The organism is Streptomyces sp. NPDC003032, from assembly GCF_053591415.1.
The window spans coordinates 172,568-190,249 of sequence record NZ_JBSFTT010000015.1; the positions used below are offsets into that span (position 1 = coordinate 172,568).

The following is a 17,682-nucleotide window of genomic DNA, read 5'->3' on the forward strand; positions in this document are numbered from 1 at the left end:
GGCGCTCGCGGTGGGACTCGAAGGCATCGACGATCGGGTCCGACCGCCTCAAAAACAAGGACACGGACAACACCGATGTCTGGACCGCGATCCAGCACCTCCACAAGGCGATCGTCGCCGGGGGCGTCGACCCGAGGCTGCGCGGCACTGGCGCCGGCCGAGGGCGCCACCCGGCTGCAGGACGGCGCGGAGGGAGTCACCGACGAGATCTGGGAAGAGGCGCGCAGGCGAGGACGGGCCTGCCCGGCGGGTACTTGTCGCGGGCCTCAGTAGCCGATCGTGAAGCGGCGCTGGACGAAGCGCGGCAGCTCCGCTTCGTCGATCAGGGCGACAGCGGCGTCCTCCGCCGAAATGCGGCTGCGGCCGTCGGCGTCCAGGACGGCCTGGTCACCGCCGATCCGGAAGCGACCGGTGCGCTCGCCGGGGAAGATGTCCTCGGCCGGGCTGAAGTACGTCCACAGCCGGTTGGAGGCGCGCAGAACGTTCAGGGCGTCGCGATGGCCGCGTACTGCTGCCGCGTACTCGCGGGGCAGCCCTACTTGGTCGAGGACGGCGTGCAGAAGTTCGTCGGAGTCGGCGCGCACCACCCCCGGTTCGAGTTCCAGGCTGCCGGCACCGCCGATCACGATGAGCCGGGTTCTCGGGTGGCTCTCCATCGCCTTCAGCAGGGCCCGCGCCGCGGTGGCGTAGACGGTGGGATCGGCGATCGAGCGCTGCACGGTGTCCGCGATGTCCCTTGCGGCGTTGCCGGGCTGGAACCCGCTGATCAGCACGTCGAGCCCCGGCAGGACGGCCGCGATGCCCGCCGGGTCCAGGACGTCGACGCTCGCCCAGCGGACGTCGTCCCGGCGCTCGTCGCCCTCGATCCGCGAGGCATCGCGGCTGAACGCCGTGACGAGGTGGCCGCGGCCGAGGGCCTCGGCGACCACCCGGCTGCCGATGGTCCCGGTGGCTCCGATGACTCCGATGTGCATGGCTCTCCCCTGTGTTCCGCGCTTCTTGTGGCTGTGGACACGCGTCCATCCACGACCGACCACCCGACAGGCGACGACTATACGGTGTGAAGTTTCTATACGGCTACCAATTAACATGACGCTGTAGAGTGTGCGCGTGACAAGTACAGTCGGCAGGGGTAGACGCGAGCGGCTGCGTGCCGAGACGACGGCCGAGATCAAGCGCGTGGCATTGGAACTGATGGCCTCAGGTGGACCCGACGCCATCACGCTGCGGGCGATCGCCCGCGAGATGGGCATGACCGCCAACGCCATCTACGGCTACTTCGCCACCCGCGACGACCTGGTCACCACGCTCGTCAACGACGTGTACACCGCCCTGGCCGACGCCGTGGACACCGCCTGGGAGGCGTCACCCGCCACGGACCCCGCCACTCGGATCCACGCATGGGCGTACGCCTTCCGGCACTGGGCCCTGGCCAACCCCCAGGGCTTCCGGCTCATCTACGGTGACCCCGTTCCCGGCTACCGCGCTCCCGAGCAGGGCGCCGCCCCGGATGCCGCACGGCGGGTCTGCACCGGACTCACCGCACTCGCAGCGGCCGCCTGGCCCCACGCCGAGAAGTTCTACGACGCCAGCGCGTTCGAATGGTCGGACTTCGATGCCGGGCTTCTCGACAAGGTGCGCCCGGCATTCCCGGAACTGCCACCCGCAGCCGTCGCTCTCGCCTTGCGGATCTGGGGCCACCTGCACGGTCTGGTGTCCCTGGAGGTATACGGCCACATGCGCAACCAGACCAGCAGCCCGGAAAAACTCTTCCACGAGGAACTGGCACAGCTCGTACGGACACTGGACCTCCCCCGCGAAGCGTGAACGCCCCCGCGGGAAGCCCGGCGTACCGCAGTGGCACGCGGCGCTACGATCCATCGCCGCCGGTGACTTCGCAGGCGTGCGCCGCCGTGCCGTCGGTCTTCCGCCCTCCTGTCAGGAACAGGGCAACCATTCGAGGCAGGTAGGGGTCTACCGACCGAGCACACTCACGAGGAGACCATCATCACCGCCATACGCAAGACCCTGACCGCCACCGCAGTCGTCACCGCGGTCCTCGCCGGTTCCGCCGCCTGCGGCACCGTGGAGCAGCTGTCCGCCGGCCAGAAGCTCGACCAGGCCTTCGAGAACCTGGACCAGGAGAAGTCATTCTCCTTCGAATTCTCCCTGGACACCGACGCCGCGTCACTCAAGGCACTGGACGAGTCCTCGGCCGCGGAGTCCGGCGAGGGAATGCCGGACGAGACCGCTCAGCTGCTCAGCGACGCGAAGATCAGCGTCACCGTGCAGTCGAAGAAGCCGTTCGGCGAGTCCGGTGACAAGGACTTCGACCGCATGGCCATGAAGGTCAGTGGCCCGGACGGGCGCCTGGTCGAGTACCGGATCATCGGCGACCACACCTATCTCCGCACCGACGTGGAGACGCTCGGCAAGGCCATGGGCACCCCCATGCCGAAGGCGGCGGACCTGCCCCCGCAGGCCGGCGCCCTCAAGAAGGTCTTCGAGGGCAAGTGGGTGAAGATCGACACCAAGCAGATGGAACAGCTCACCGGCGAGAACGGCGAAGAGCCGGGGGCCAAGCCCTCCCCGGAGCCCACCCTCGACGCCGCGACGCAGAAGAAGCTCATGAAGGCCGTGCGCGAGGTCGTCGCCCGTGAGGTCGACCTGAAGTCGGCCGGGGGCGAGGACGGGACCGAGCGCATCACCGCCACCGCTCCCTTCCGCACCCTGGCCACCGAACTGGTCGGCGAGCTCCGCCCGCTGGCGAAGAAGCTGCCGCCCGGTATGGAACTGCCGACGGAGAAGGATCTGAAGGACGCCCCGGACGCCAAGGTGAGGGCGGACATCACACTGAAGAACGGGGAGCTGAAGGAGGTCCGCCTCGACCTCGCCAAGCTCGCCGAGAACACCAAGGTCAAAAAGCTCGGCCTGGTCATACGGATGACCGGCGGCATCAAGCCGACCGTCCCGGCCGGCGCCACCGAGCTGGACGTCAAGGAGCTGATGGAGGGAATGTTCGCCGGGATCGGCGCGGGAGACCTGGCCGGCGCCGCCGACGGCGAGTGACCGGAGGGCGCTTCCCCAAGGACGGGCGGACCGGCCTCGGGGAAGCCGCGTAAGTGTGTGCGCGTGCGCTGTGGTCGGCTTCGCCTCGGAGGACGGACGCTGTGGCCGCCGTCGCGGTCCGGACGTCATCGGCCGGCCGCGCGGCCGGCCCGCGTCCGGCACCGGCGGCCTGCCGGACAGTGGATCATGACTACACCATTTGTTTTGCTTGCAGGGAGAACTTGATGCCGAGCATCACCGGTCCGCTCGTTCGGCGTGCCCGAAGATCGACGACAACTATTGTGGCCGTGGCTGTCGCGTTCAGCGCAGCGGCCGGGTGCGGCTCCATTGGCGACGACGCGAGGGAGAACCGCACAGCGGGCAGCCCGAAACGGCCGGCCGCCGGCGCCCCCGCGTCATCGGGCTCCGAGCCGAGCGGGGCCCGAGCCGCCAAGCTCATCGGCAAGGCGATCGACGTGACCCTCGATGAGGACTATCTCCGGTCGACCCGGCGGATGAGGACCGAGGGCACCACCGTCATACACAGCGCGGTGCGCGGTGACACGACGGAATGCGAGACACATGCCCGGAAGGGCGCCGCGAGCCTGGACTGGGTCCTCACGCCGTCGGCGCTCTACACACGAGGCAGCAAGGAAGCCATCATGCTGTCGCCCGAAGCCAAGAAGGACCCGGTACACGCGGAGGTGGTGGCTGACCGGTGGGTGAAACGTAACACCGGCATCTACGAGGTCATGCGTGACATGTGTGCGTCGAAGACCCGGCGGAGCTGGCTGGAGGAGCGACTGCCTTCCCTGGACGAGCTCGGAGAGATGACCCCGACGCTGCGGCCGGCGACGGTGCGGGGACAGCCCATGACCAGGATCACGTACAAGCGGCAGGGAGGACCCGTGGAGTTCCACATCGCTGCCGAAGGCACCCCGTTCCTCCTGCGGGTCACCAATCCGGCCAAGGACCTCGATGAGTCGTTCAGCGACTTCGGCAAGCGCTTCAAGGTGGCCGCTCCGCCGGGAGCGGTCACTGACTACGAGATGGCGGAAGAGGTTCTCGCGGCTCAGTGACCCGACGGCGCATGCCGGTTTCCGCCCCCGCCCCAGCTGGTCGGTCGCCCATGGTGGCCTCAGAGTTCGGTCAGCCAGTCGTGGGTGGCGAGTGCCGTCGTCCGGGCGTGTTCCTCCAGTACGGTGAAGTGGTCGCCCGGCACGGTGACTTCGGCGTGTGCCAGGGCCCAGGGCGGGGCGGGTTCCGCGCCGGGCAGCGGGTCCCGAGCCCGTAGGTACAGGGTCGGGGCGGCGAGCCGCGCGGGCTTCCAGTCGGCGAAGAGTTCGAAGTAGCCGGCCATGGCGGTGAGCCGGTGGGGGTCGGCCGAAGAGGACCTCGCGGCTCGTCGCAGCATGTCCGACGTCATCGCGGAGAGCGACTGCCCGACGTCGTCCGCATCGTGTGGATAGGTGTCCACCAGTACGAGGGCGGCCGGGGCGGCGCCGTCGGCCTCCAGCCGCTCGGCCACGGCCTGGGCCACCCAGCCACCGGCCGACCGGCCGAGCAGCACCGGCCGGGCCTGCCCCGCGACGGCGCGGACCGCCGCGACGTGGGCGGTGACCAGGGCGTCCAGCGCGGCCGGCAGCGCCTCGCCGGGCCCGAAGCCCGGGTGCCGCACCGCCGAGACCGGGCGGAACCCCTGGAGCACGGCGCCGAGTTGCCCGTACTCGTGGGGACCGGAGAGCGCGCTGAGGGACGGGAAGCAGATCAGCGGGGCACCCGCGCCGCCCGATGTGAGGGTGACGGGTTCGAGCGCCGCACGGGCGGCCGCGGCGACGTCGAAGACCGGTCGCAGGCGTGCCGCGATGGTGAGCAGCGCCATGCTGTCCCAGGTGCGGCCCCGGAGACAGGCGCTGCGGAAGAGCGCGCTCAGCGAATCCGGCGCGTTCCCGGCGTCCGGTACGTCTCCCGCGCGTGTCGCGGCTTCCTGGTCGCCGGGTGGACTGTCGGAAACGCCGTCCCTTGCGTACCGCTCCGCCAGTTCGACGGCGACCGCCTGTGCCGTGGGGAAGTCGAACAGCAACGTGGACGGGAGTGTCAGCCCCGTCGACCGCGAGAGCTGGTTGCGCAGTTCCACCGCGGCCAGGGAGTCGAGTCCCAGGTCCGCCAACCGGTCGCTCGCGTCGATCGCGCCAGCCCCCTCGGGGTGGCCGAGGACGGCGGCTGCCTGCGACCGCACCTCGGTGAGCAGCAGCTCTGTCCGCTCGCTCGGGGAAGCGGCCGCCCATCGCCCGGCGAACCCGACTTTCACGGCGCCCGGCACGGGTGTCCGGTGGCCGCCCGTATCCGGCGGGGCATCGCCGAAGGCGGCCCGGGTGATGCGGGCGGCGACCACTTCGGGGTCGTCACCGGCCACGGCGGCGTCGAAGAGGGCCAGGCCCTCCTCCCGGCCGAGCGGGACGAATCCGGAGCGGGCCATCCTGTGCAGATCCACTTCGGTGAGGTGCGCCGTCATGCCGTCACTCTGCTGCCACGGCCCCCAGGCGATGGAGGTACCGGGCAGGCCAAGTCCTCTCCGGTGCCGCGCGAGCGCGTCCAGGACGTGGTTGGCCGCCGCGTAGTTGGCCTGTCCCGCGGAGCCGAAGACACCCGCCACGGAGGAGAACAGCGCGAACATCGCCAGGTCGTGCCCCTGGGTCAGCTCGTGGAGAGCGAGGGCCGTGGCGGCCTTGGGCCTCAGTACGCGTTCCAGGCGGTCGGGGGTGAGCGTGGCAACGATGCCGTCGTCCAGCACGGCCGCGCTGTGGACGACACCGGTCAGCGGATGGGCCGCCGGTACGGAGCCGAGCAGGGCGGCGAGCTGCGCCCGGTCCGTGAGGTCGCACGCCCGCACCCTCACTTCGGCCCCGGTCGCGGTGAGTTCGGCGACGAGTTCCTCCACGCCCGGCGCCCGCGGTCCGCGTCGGCCTGCGAGAAGCAGATGCCGTACGCCATGGGCGGTGACCAGGTGCCGAGCGACCAGCATGCCGAGCGAACCGGTGCCGCCGGTGACCAGTACGGTGCCCTCGGGATCGAGTCGCCGCCGCGGATGTTCCTCGCGGTGGTCCAGGCGTACCAGCTCGGGTACGAACGCTTTCCCGTTCCGTACGGCCGTCTCCGGTGCCGGTGCGGCCAGGAGGGTGGGCAGGAGCTGCCAGGAGTCGGGGTGATCGTCCACGTCGAGCAGGGCCAGACGGCCCGGATGCTCGCGGAGGGCCGAGCGGACCAGACCCCACACCGCGGCGCCGTCGACCGAGGAGCCGACCGCGTCGCCGTCGACCGGGGAGACGGCGCCGGAGGTGACGAGGACGAGGCAGGAGTTGGCCGGCCGTGGCTCGGCGAGCCAGTCCTGGATGAGCCGCAGGGCCCGGCTCGCCGTCTCCAGCATCTGTGCCGCCGGGTCCAGCGCGCCGAGCGGCGTCTGCGACGGCGACGGCGACGGACATGAGGCGACGATGACAGCCGGTGAACCGTCGCCGGCCGATGCCGGATCGGGGTGGACCGGAACGCCGGAGCCGCGGGGAGCGAGGACATCGACCAGTCGTGTGCCGACCGATCCCAGTACGCCCCATGAGGGCACGGTCGCGGATACGGGCGGCTGGGGCAGGGGCACCCAGTCCATCCGGTGGAGAAGCCCGGTGTCCGGGTCCGCCGTACTCCGCCCGGTTTCCGGTAGCGGCCGCAGCGTCAGCGCACGCACCGTCGCCACCAGAGCCTCTCCCCCGTCGGTCAGCTCCACCCGGGCCCGGCCGTTCGGCCCGGGAGAGATCCGCACCCGCAGCCGTTGCCCGCCGACGGGGGCCGCGTGCAGCGTCACTCCTTCGAAGGCGAACGGCAGGCACACCCCGTTGCCGCCGGTCCCGCCCGCCCCGGCACCATCCGGCAAGCGGCCGTCGAGAGCGAGGACGTGCAGGGCCGCGTCCAGCAGCGCGGGGTGCAGCAGGAAGTCCGAACCACTTTCCCGTGTGAGCGGGACCTGCGCGCCTTCGGTCAACGCGCCGTCGGGCAGTGCGACTTCGGCGTAAAGCTCCTCCCCGTGCCGCCAGGCGCCACGCAGGCCCCGGAAGCAGGGGCCGTAGTCCAACCCGGTCCCGGCCAACGCCTCGTACGGGTCACTGACCGCCCCGTCGGCGTGCAGCGGGACGGCGCCCGACGGCGGCCAGGCACCGGTGCCGACCGCGGCGCGGTGCTCCGACTGCTGTTCCGGTACGAGTGTCCCGGAGGCGTGCAGGCTCCAGGGATGGTGGTCGTCCGACGTATGCGGCCGGCCGTGGAAGAGGATGGTTCGGCGTCCCGCGGCGTCCGGGCCCGACACCGTCACCTGGAGGTCGACGGTGCCGTCCGGGGGCAGCACCAGCGGCGTGGTCAGGGTGAGTTCGTCCAGGCCGGGCGTGCCGACCGACGCGCCGGCATGCAAGGCCATCTCCACGAAGGCCGTTCCCGGCAGCAGCACCGCCCCTGCCACCGTGTGGTCGGCCAGCCAGGGGTGGTCATGCGTGGAGAGCGGCCCGGCCAGCAGCAGCCCGCCGTCGGCCGTGGCGGTGCGGTGGGTCAGGAACGGATGGGCCGGCTTGTCGGGTGCGGGCGCGGGCCGGTGCCGTACTGAGGCGTCGAGCCAGTACCGGCGGCGCTCGAAGGCGTACGTGGGCAGGGGGACGCGCCGAGGGTGGTGACCGGCGAAGACGGCTTTCCAGTCGACGGGCACCCCATGGCTGTGCAGGGCCGCCACGGTCTCGGTCAGTGCGTCCGCTTCCGGCCGGGCTCTGCGCAGTGTCGGCAGGATCAGCGTCGCCGGAGGCCGCTCGGGCTCGGGGTTGGACTCGGTTCCAGGCCGGAGTCCGGCGAGGCAATCCCGTACCAGGCCGGACAGCACCCCGTCAGGACCCACCTCTACGAAGTGCGCCGCGCCACGGTCCCGCAGGTGGGTCACCGTATCGGCGAAGAGGACCGGGCGGCGGACGTGTTCCACCCAGAACTCCGGTGAGCACAGCTCCTCCTCGGTGGCCGCTCGTCCCGAAACGGCGGTGACCAGGGGAAGCCGCGGCGCGGCGAAGGCCAGGGGGCGCACCGCCTCCGCGAAGTCGGCCAGCATGGATTCCATCCGTACGGAGTGGAAGGCGTGGCTCACCCGCAGAGGTGTCGCGGACCGGCCCTGCTCACGGAATTCCGTGACGATCTGCGACACGGCCGCCTCGTCCCCGGAGACGACCACCGAGGAGGGCCCGTTGACGGCGGCGATCTCCACGGCGTGCCTCTTCCCGGCGAAATCCGTCCCGGTGAAGTCCGTCCCGGCGAAATCCGTGCGGGCGAGGTGGCTCATCACGTCCTGCTCACTCGCGTCCAGGGATGCCATCGCACCGCCCGGAGGCAGCGCGTCCATGAGCCGGCCCCGGGCCGCGACCAGCGCGCAGGCGTCCTTGAGGGACAGCACTCCGGCGACGTGCGCCGCGGTCACCTCGCCGAGCGAGTGCCCGGCCACCAGATCGGGGCGCACACCCCACTCCGCCAACAGCCGGAACAGGGCCGTCTCCAGGGCGAAGAGCGCGGGCTGCGCGAACCGGGCCGTCGCGAGGAGCGCGCCCGTCTCCGTGCCGGGAGCGGCGAACACGACGTCCCGCAGGGGCACCGGCAGCCAAGGATCGAGCAGGGAGCACGTCTCGTCGAAGGACCGGGCGAAGCCCGGGTACAGCTCCCGTGACGCGTACAACTCCCGTCCCGTTCCGAGGTGTTGGCTGCCCTGGCCGGTGAAGAGAAAGGCCAGTGGGCCTCGGCTGCGGGACGTGCCCGTCCGCACTCCGGGTGGGCTTGCCCCTTCGGCCACCCCCTGGAGGGAGGTCAGCAGTTGGTCGCGGTCGCGGGCCACCACCACGGCCCGGTGCTCGAAGGCGGTCCGGGTGGTGGCGAGCGCGTACCCGATGTCCAGTGGGGTGGCGTCCGGGTCGGCGGCCACCCGCGCGTACAGCCGCCGTGCCTGGGCCCGCAGCTCGGACATGCTCCTCGCCGACACGGGGACGGCGAAGGGCGCCGCTACCGTCACGGGGATCGACAAGGGTGCGTCCGCGTCCGCCGGTGCCTCCTCGATCACCACATGGGCGTTGGTCCCGCTGATGCCGAAGGAGGACACTCCGGCCCGGCGCGGGCGGTCCGTCCTCGGCCACGGCACCGAACGGGTCAGGAGCGCCACCCGCCCCGACGACCAGTCGACCCGGTCGGTCGGTACGTCGGCGTGCAGCGTGCGCGGCAGCAGACCGTGCGCCATGGCCTGCACCGTCTTGATCACTCCCGCCACTCCCGCGGCGGCCTGGGTGTGACCGATGTTCGACTTCACCGAGCCCAGCCGGAGCGGACGTTCCCGCGGCTCGCGCCCGTACGTCGCCAGGAACGCCTCTGCCTCGATGACGTCACCGAGCCGGGTGCCGGTGCCGTGCGCCTCCACCGCGTCGATGTCTGCGGGCGTCAGCCGCGCCTGCGCGAGGGCCTGCCGGATCACCCGCTGCTGCGCCGGTCCGTGGGGTGCCGTCAGTCCGTTGCTCGCTCCGTCCTGGTTGACCGCCGAGCCGCGCACCACGGCCAGCACGGGAAGCCCGGCGCGGCGCGCCCCGGACAGCCGGGTCAGCAGCAGCATGCCGGCGCCCTCGGCCCACCCGGTGCCGTCGGCGTCGGCCCCGAACGCCTTGCAGCGGCCGTCCGGGGCCAGCGCCCGCTGCCGGCTGAACTCCACGAACGACGACGGTCCGGACATCACCGTGACACCGCCGGCCAGCGCGAACGAGCACTCCCCGCGGTCCAGCGCCTGGGCCGCCAGGTGCAGGGCCACCAGGGACGACGAGCATGCCGTGTCCACGGTGAGAGCCGGCCCCTCCAGACCGAGGGTGTAGGCGATACGGCCCGAGGCGACGCTGCCCGCGTTGCCCAGGCTGAGGTAGCCCTCGATGTGCTCGGGCGTCTCGGCGAGACGGTTCGCGTAGTCGCTGTACATCATCCCGACGTACACCCCGGTCGACGAGCCGCGCAGGGCGCGGGGTACGAGCCCGGCGTGCTCGAAGGCCTCCCAGGCCACTTCGAGCAGCAGCCGGTGCTGCGGGTCCATGGCGACGGCCTCGCGGGGCGATATGCCGAAGAAGCCGGGATCGAAGCGGTCGACGCCGGCGAGGAAACCGCCCTCACGCACGTACGTCCGGCCGGGCCGCCCGGGGTCCGGGTCGTACAGGGCCCGCGTGTCCCAGCCGCGGTCGGTGGGGAACGGGCCGATGGCGTCCCTTCCCTCGGCCACCAGCTTCCACAGCTCTTCGGGGGAGGTCACGCCTCCGGGGTAGCGGCAGGCCATCCCTACGATCACCACGGGGTCGTCGTCCGGCCGGGCCGCGCCCACGCCCACGCCCGAGTGCGCGGTGCCGGTGGCGCGCTGAGCGGCGGCGCCGCGCGAGCGGAGGTGGGCGGCCAGCGCCGCGGCCGTGGGGAAGTCGAAGGCGACGGCCTCGGAGAGGGGAAGACCGGTGGCCGTCGACAGGCGCTCCCTGAGTGCCGTTGCCGTCAGCGAGTCCATGCCCAGGTCCCGGAGGGCGGTCTCGGGCTCCACCTCCTCCACCGCACAGCCGACCAGAGCCGCCGTCTCGCTGCGCACCAGGGCCAGCAGGTCATCCGTGGGGCCGGTCTCCGTCCCGGCACGCAGCGCCCGCGCGCTCAGGCCCGCCAGGGCGTACCGCTGGACCTTCCCGGAGGCGGTACGGGGGATGTGGTCCACCTCGTACAGATCGGCGGGCACCTTGTGGGCGGACAGTTCCGCGCGACACGCGGTCAGCAGAGCGCCTGCGTCCAGAGCGCCTCCATCCAGAGCACCACCGTCGGCCTCGGGAACCACGTAACCGACCGGCACCTCGCCGAAGACGGGGTGCGGGCGTCCGCCCACGGCGGCGTCCGCGACGCCCGGCAGCCGCCGCAGCACCGCCTCCACCTCCGAGGGATGGATGTTCGTACCGCCCCGGATGATCAGGTCGCTCGCCCGGCCGGTGATCACGAGCTCGCCGGACTGCTCGATCCGCGCCAGGTCGCCGGTACGGAACCAGCCGTCGCGCAGCACCTCGGCGGTGGCCTCCGGCGCGCCGTGATAGCCGGCCATGACACCGGGCCCGCTCACCCACAACTCGCCCTCACCGGCGTCCTGTCCGTCCACGCCGCCACCGACCCGGATGCGGGTGCCCGGCAGCGCACGGCCGCAGGACTCGCCCGCCGACGCCTCGCCGGGTGCCGTCATGGTGACCGGGCCGGCCTCGGTGCTGCCGTAGTGCTCCAGGTAGGGGACGCGGCAGACCGCCTCGAAGGACCTGCGGAACTCGGGTCCGGCGGAGGCGCCCCCGCTGACGCAGCCGCGCAGCGCGGGTGCGCCGAGAGCGCTGTCGCCGCGCTCGCCGTCCCTCCCCTGTACGTCGTCGAGGCCCCGTACGTCGCCGAGGCCCCGCATCTCGTCGAGCAAGGCCGAGTACGTGGTCGGTACCCCGCCGAGGAGTGTGCAGGGAGCGTCCTCGCGGCGCAGTTCACCGAGGACCTCCCGTACCGAGAACCGGGGCAGCAGCATGGCGCTCGCCCCGGTCACGGTCACCCCGAGGACGCAGACCACCTGGCTCATGGCGTGGTGCAGCGGCAGCGGCCACAGCAGCCGGTCCCGTTCCGACAGGCCGAGCACACCGACGAGGCCCGTCTCGACGGGCGCCAGGCGGTTGCGCTGCGTGGACAGCACGCCCTTGGGGGCACCGGAGGAGCCGGAGGTGTACAGCATCCACGCCACCTCATCCAGCCCCAGATCGTCCCGGGCGGGCGTCACCGCCTCCTTGCCCGCCAGATCCTCGTACCGCAGGACGCCGCCCCGCGCACCGCCGCCCTCGGCCACCACCAGAGTCAGCCCGGGGCGGGAGCGCAGCCCCGGCTGACGGTTCAGCCGTGCCTCATCGGTGACGAGCACACGCGCACCGCAGTCGTCCAAGAGACGGTCGAGTTCCGCTTCCGGGACACCTGGGTCCAGCGGTACGCCCACCGCGCTCGCCCGGACCGCGGCCAGCAGGCTCTCGACCGCCTCGACGCGGTTGCCGAGCAGGACGGCGACCCGCTCGCCCCGCGCGAGGCCGAGCCCGGCCAGGTGACCGGCCAGCCGTCCGGTCCGCCGCTCCAGGTCCCGGTAGGTCCTGCGCACTCGGCGGTCCTGGAAGGCGACCTTCTCCCCACGGCGCGAGACATGGTCCCGAAGGATCTCCGCGATCGGCCTGATGACGTCCTCGCCTGTACTCACTGGATCGAACTCTTCTCTCTCTACGCCTCGTTGAGGGCGGTGGCGCGGCGCGCGGTACGTCCAGTATCAACAACCTGTCCCCGCGGCCTTCAGCCGCCACCGGCACTGATCTCGGCGCCGACCGCGGCCAGTGCCGTGGTGACGGGCTGGAAGAATGTCTCGCCGCCCGCGGTGCAGTCGCCGCTGCCGCCCGAAGTGAGGCCGATCGCGCTCCCGTCGCGGGTGAACAGCGAACCCCCGCTGTCTCCCGGTTCGGCACAGACATCGGTCTGGATGAGCCCGGTGACCGTGCCCTCCGGGTAGTTCACTGTGGCGTCGAGCCCGGTGACGACTCCGTCCCGGAGCCCAGTGGTACTGCCCATGCGGGACACTTCAAGGCCGACCGCCGCGTCGGCGGCGCGAACGATCTGTGTGGCCTGGCCGTTGCCCGTATCGACCTCGCCCGGCGCGGCCACTGCCGGATCGTCGTACGCCACCAGCGCGAAGTCACCGTCTCCCGGGAACGTCGCCGCCTGGACGGTACCGATCGGCGCGCCGTTCGGGTCCTGCGACCACTGCTGGGCGGCGACCCCGCAGTGCCCCGCGGTGAGGAATCCGGGGCGCCCGTCCTGGGCCGTCACATTGAACCCGAGCGAACAGCGCGCGCCGCCCCCGAAGATCGCGTCACCGCCCGAGGCGAAGAGCTTGAACTCCCCCGCGGACTTCTGGATCCGGGCCATTCCCGTGCCGAGCGACGCGACGGCCGCCTCCAGCCTGTCCCATCGTTTCCCGGTGACCGTGCGGTCGGCCGTGACCAGGATCTGATTGGTCCTCGGGTCCGTGGCCCACGCGGTTCCGGACATGTCGGCCCGATGGGACAGCGTCCGCGCGGCGGTCCCCAGTGCGCCCGCACTGTTACGGACGCTGCGCGCCACCGCCCCGGCCTTCTTCACCCGCACGTTCACGTTCTTGTCGTTGCCCACGACGTTGACGACGAGCTGCTGTTCGTCCTCGTCGTAGAACGCTCCGCCGTAGGCATCGCCGAGCTGCGCGGCCAGCCGCTCGGCGACCCTCGTCGCCGATGCCGCGCCGACCTGTCGGGCCTCGGGCCCCGACCCGGGCTGCGCCCCGGACCGCCCGGACTGCGCGGCACCGGCATGCTGCAACAGGACACCCGCTGTGGCTATGCCCATCGCCGCGGCTCCGGCCAGAACGGCCTTCCGCTTGGGGATTCGTTTGTGCCTCAACTCGTCGCCTCCTGTGGGATACCGAGTTCGATCACCGGCTGGGCCGGGAACACGTTCGGCTCCTGGATACGGACGGGACGAGAGTTGTGTTCAGCCGGCACTCGCCTTACCAGATGTTGATGGCGGCGGCAACGGCAGGCGTGGGTGCGGTTGTGCATGCCTCGGGGACGGCGGATTCTGTAGGGAATGAACGGGGCTGGTGTGGCGTCATGACTGCATGGAACGCGGAGCGGAGTGCTGACTTTCGTGGTCCCCTCGACATCGCCAGGGCGGCCACCGCGGTCGTCGACGCGCAGGACATGGTCATCGGGTGGAGCCCCGGGGCGGAGCGGCTCCTCGGGTATCAGCCGCGGGAGATCGTCGGCCGCCCCCTCGCCACGTTTCTGTTGTCACCCGGTCCCGGCCCCGGTCCGGAGCGCTCTGCTCCTCCGCTCTCTCCTGAGTTCCGGGGGAACGAGATCCGTGTCGCCCGGCACCGGGACGGGCGTGAGCTGGTCGTCGCCACCGCGGTGTGTCCCCTGGCCGGCGCCGGGCCCGGGGCCGGGGCCGCGGCGCGCGTCCTCGTCGCCACGGAGCTGCGGGACCTGCGGCTGTGGGAGTCCCGGCTGGCCCTGTTGCACGGACTGGCCACCCAGTCACCCGTCGGCCTCGCCATCTACGACACCGACCTGCGCCTGATCTGGTGCAACGCGGCGTACGAAGGGGAGATGGGACGCCCGTTCGCCGAGTTCCGCGGCTCTCGGGCCGACGAGCTGTACTCCGAGGGAAGATTCGTGAGCAAAGGGCACCCGCCCACTCTCGACGCGGTCATGCGTCACGTACTGGATACCGGAGAACCCTTCCTCGACCTGCACTTTCAAGGTCGGCCTCCCACCGACCCGGAGACCGACCACCTCTGGTCCTGTGCCTACTACCGGCTCCAGGACGCCGTCGGACACGTGTTCGGGGTGTGCGAGGACGCGTTCGACATCTCCGATCGCCACAAGGCCCAGCGACGGCTGGCCCTGCTCGTCGAGGCGGGCCGCGGGATCGGGACCGCCCTCGATGTGACGGCCACCGCCGAGAAGATCACCGAGGTGGCGGTACCGGAGTTCGCCACCACGGTGACGGTCGACCTCGCGAGGGCGGTGCTGGAAGGCGAGGTGCCTGCCACCAGCGGCTCGGCGGCGATGTCTCTGGTACGGGTCGCCCGATGCTCGGCGGAGGAGGGCGGGGACGCCGACCGGAAGAAGCCGGAGCAGCAGCCTCCGCCCGTGAGGTACCCGCCCGGTTCGCCGCAGGATCGCAGCCTCTCCTCGGGCGGCCTCGTGTTCGACGACATGGCGCTGGTCGTGCCGTTGCGGGCCGGGAACAGCATCCTGGGGCTCGTCACCTTCATGCGCGACATCGGTTCGGCCACCTTCGACAGCGGTGAGGTGGCGCTGGCCGACGAGTTGGTCGCCCGTACGGCCGTGTCCATCGACAACGCCCGCCGGTTCACCCGTGAGCGCACCGCCTCCCTCGCCCTCCAACGCCAGTTGCTGCCGCGCCAGGTGCCGGAGCAGTCAGCGGTCGACCTGGCCTACCGCTATCTGCCCACGGACGATGTGACAGGGGTCGGCGGTGACTGGTTCGACGTCATCCCGCTGTCCGGGACCCGGGTCGGCCTCGTGGTCGGGGACGTGGTCGGCCACGGTCTGCAGGCGGCCGCCACCATGGGGCGGCTGCGTACGACCGTACGCGCGTTCGCCCAGATGGACATGGATCCCGTCGAGCTGCTGTCGCGGCTCGACGATCTGGTGGCGCAGTCGGCGGACGAGCAGTGGGGCGAGCCGGGGACGTCCGGCGGCGCCTACGCCGACGTGACCACCGGGGCGACCTGTCTCTACGCGGTCTACGACCCGGTCTCGCGGCGCTGCGTCATGGCCAGAGCCGGGCACCTGCCGCCCGCGGTCGTCGACCCGGACGGCCGGCTGTCCTTCCCGGAGCTGCCCGCCGGCCCGCCCCTGGGCCTCGGCGGCCTGCCGTTCGAGTCCCTGGAGATCGAGCTGCCGGTGGGCAGCCTGCTGGCTCTCTTCACCGACGGCCTGGTAGAGGCACGCGACCGCGACATCGATCACGGACTCGACGCCCTGGGACGGGTACTCAGCGACCAGCACGCCTCGCTCGAAGAACTGTGCGACCGCGCCGTGGCGGAACTTCTGCCGGACGGCTCGACGGCCGACGACACGGCCCTGCTGCTCGTCCGTACGCGCGAACTCGACACCGCGCAGGTCACCGAGTGGGAGCTGCCCGCGGAACCGGTCGCTCCCGGCCGCGCCCGGGACCTGACCACCCAACAGCTGCACCACTGGGGCCTCGGGGAGCTGTCCTTCGCGACCGAACTCGTCGTCAGCGAGCTGGTGACCAACGCGGTCAGATACGCCGAAGGGCCGATCCAAGTACGCCTCATCCGTGACCGCACCCTCCTGTGCGAAGTCGCCGACAGGGGCCACACCTCACCCCACCTGCGCCACAGCGGCGAGGACGACGAAGGCGGGCGGGGCCTGTTCATCGTCGCGCAACTCGTGCAGAGGTGGGGGACGCGCTATACCCACTCCGGCAAAACCATCTGGACCGAGCAGGCCTTTCCCCAGGTTCCTTGAGGTCAGGAGTCCTTGCCGCGTCCCGAGAGGGCGTCCCTGACGCGGTCCACCATGCCCGCGCCGGGAGCCAGCAGCTTGTTGCCCGGCGGGGTGTCGGGGGCCGAGGGGTGCGGGCGGGTCGGCGCCGTCTTCTTCGCCCGGCGGACCTTGTCACCCAGCTCCGACAGGGTGTCGCCGGTGGCGGCCTCCCGTAGCCGGGGGAAGAGGTTGCTCTCCTCGTCGCGGATGTGCGAGCGGATCTCCGTCATCAACTCGCCCATGAGCCGGTCGAACTCAGGATCGTCGGCTTCGACGCTCTCCAGGCCCTTCATGGTCTGTTCGGCCTCGGCGTGGTCCTTGAGCTCCTTGTCGGCGGTGGCGTCACCGCCGGGCACCAGTTCGCGCACGGCCGGGTAGAGGTACTCCTCCTCGGCGACCGAGTGCCGCACCAGCTCGATGACGGCCTGTTCGGCGTAGACCTTGCGCTGCTTGTCGCCCGGGGGCAACGCCTCGATCTTCCCGAAGAGCTCCTCGACCTCCCGGTGGTCGGTGGTCAGTTCCGCGATGACGTCTCCGCCGTGACCCATGATGTGTCCTGCCCCTTCCATGGTCCGGTTCGGTCCTGTCCGGTCCTGTCCGGTCCGGTCCGATGCGCCTCTCGTGCCAAGTGCCATGACCGTGTATCCCTGGCCGCTCACGCGCAAACGGGACGCCTCGGCATTCGGCGCAACATGCCAGGGGACTTCTCTTGACGCGGCGGGGTGAAGGGACCGCGCCACCCGAGGTATGACGTCGATTCACGGGAAGGTGGACCGCATGCGTGCTCTCGTGATCAATTGCACCCTCAAACCGTCTCCGCGGCCGTCGAACACCGAGGCCTTGGCCGACACGGTCGTCGCGGCACTGAAAGGCCACGGTGTCGAGGTGGACACCGTGCGCGCCGTCGACCTGGACCTGAAGCCGGGCGTACAGACCGACATGGGCGAAGGCGACGACTGGCCGCAGGTCCACGACAAGGTTCTGTCGGCCCAGATCCTGGTGATCGCCTCGCCGACCTGGCTGGGCCGCCCGTCCTCGGTCGCTCAGCGCGTGCTGGAGCGGATGGACGCCATGCTCAGCGAGACCGACGATCAGAAGCGCCCCGTCGCCTACAACCGCGTGGCCGGTGTGATCGTGACCGGCAACGAGGACGGCGCCCACCATGTCATCAGCGAGATCAACGGCGCGCTCGGCGACATCGGGTTCACCGTTCCCGGGCAGGCGTGGACGTACTGGCATCTCGGCCCGGGCCCCGGGCCCGACTACCTCGACGACAGCCGGGGCCACGAATGGTCGACCTCGACCGGCCGGGCGATGGCCTCCAATCTCGTCCACACGGCGCGTGCGCTGGCCCAGTCGCCACTGCCGGCCCCGCCTTCCTGAACACCGATCTTTTCCGTCTCCCGAGAACTCCTTCCTGAGCGGGCCGCTCCACAGGTTGCGG

9 protein-coding genes are annotated in these 17,682 nt (G+C 71.4%); 5 read left to right on the plus strand and 4 right to left on the minus strand.

Translation table 11 applies throughout. The annotated features are described in order from the left end of the window. Positions 1-266: 266 nt before the first annotated feature. Positions 267-974 carry an NAD(P)-dependent oxidoreductase gene (locus tag ACWDZ7_RS22460; RefSeq protein WP_451799183.1) on the minus strand — a complete coding sequence of 236 codons (708 nt, stop codon included), beginning with the start codon at positions 972-974 and terminating at the stop codon, positions 267-269. 136 nt (positions 975-1,110) lie between these two features. Here ACWDZ7_RS22460 and ACWDZ7_RS22465 point away from each other — a divergent pair, with 136 nt between their 5' ends. The 3 genes from ACWDZ7_RS22465 (at position 1,111) to ACWDZ7_RS22475 (ending at position 4,127) form a co-directional block, all read left to right on the plus strand. Next, the gene (locus tag ACWDZ7_RS22465) at positions 1,111-1,827 is read left to right on the plus strand and encodes a TetR/AcrR family transcriptional regulator (RefSeq protein ID WP_451799185.1); all 717 of its coding nucleotides are present in this window, start codon (positions 1,111-1,113) and stop codon (positions 1,825-1,827) included. A gap of 258 nt (positions 1,828-2,085) precedes the next feature. After that, positions 2,086-3,069, plus strand: coding sequence for a hypothetical protein (locus ACWDZ7_RS22470; protein WP_451799186.1), 984 nt, complete (start codon positions 2,086-2,088; stop codon positions 3,067-3,069). A gap of 101 nt (positions 3,070-3,170) precedes the next feature. Beyond that, the gene (locus ACWDZ7_RS22475) at positions 3,171-4,127 is read left to right on the plus strand and encodes a hypothetical protein (protein ID WP_451799188.1); all 957 of its coding nucleotides are present in this window, start codon (positions 3,171-3,173) and stop codon (positions 4,125-4,127) included. A 59-nt stretch (positions 4,128-4,186) separates the two neighbouring features. Here the strand turns inward: ACWDZ7_RS22475 and ACWDZ7_RS22480 are convergent, their stop codons facing one another. Together ACWDZ7_RS22480 and ACWDZ7_RS22485 are read right to left on the minus strand one after the other, a co-directional pair. Further along, positions 4,187-12,370 carry a type I polyketide synthase gene (locus ACWDZ7_RS22480; RefSeq protein WP_451799189.1) on the minus strand — a complete coding sequence of 2,728 codons (8,184 nt, stop codon included), beginning with the start codon at positions 12,368-12,370 and terminating at the stop codon, positions 4,187-4,189. An 89-nt stretch (positions 12,371-12,459) separates the two neighbouring features. Next, positions 12,460-13,596 (minus strand): S1 family peptidase, encoded by a 1,137-nt coding sequence (locus ACWDZ7_RS22485; protein WP_451799190.1) that lies wholly within the window; start codon positions 13,594-13,596, stop codon positions 12,460-12,462. A 209-nt stretch (positions 13,597-13,805) separates the two neighbouring features. On the opposite strand from ACWDZ7_RS22485, the gene ACWDZ7_RS22490 reads away from it, so the two are divergent. Continuing rightward, positions 13,806-16,220, plus strand: coding sequence for a SpoIIE family protein phosphatase (locus tag ACWDZ7_RS22490; RefSeq protein ID WP_451799192.1), 2,415 nt, complete (start codon positions 13,806-13,808; stop codon positions 16,218-16,220). A 2-nt stretch (positions 16,221-16,222) separates the two neighbouring features. On the opposite strand, the gene ACWDZ7_RS22495 is transcribed toward ACWDZ7_RS22490, so the two are convergent. After that, entirely contained in the window at positions 16,223-16,786 is a 564-nt protein-coding gene (locus ACWDZ7_RS22495) for a hemerythrin domain-containing protein (protein ID WP_451799193.1), read from the minus strand. A gap of 229 nt (positions 16,787-17,015) precedes the next feature. On the opposite strand from ACWDZ7_RS22495, the gene ACWDZ7_RS22500 reads away from it, so the two are divergent. Continuing rightward, on the plus strand, positions 17,016-17,621 hold the full coding sequence (locus ACWDZ7_RS22500) for a flavodoxin family protein (RefSeq protein ID WP_451799194.1): 606 nt from the start codon (positions 17,016-17,018) through the stop codon (positions 17,619-17,621). Positions 17,622-17,682 lie beyond the last annotated feature (61 nt).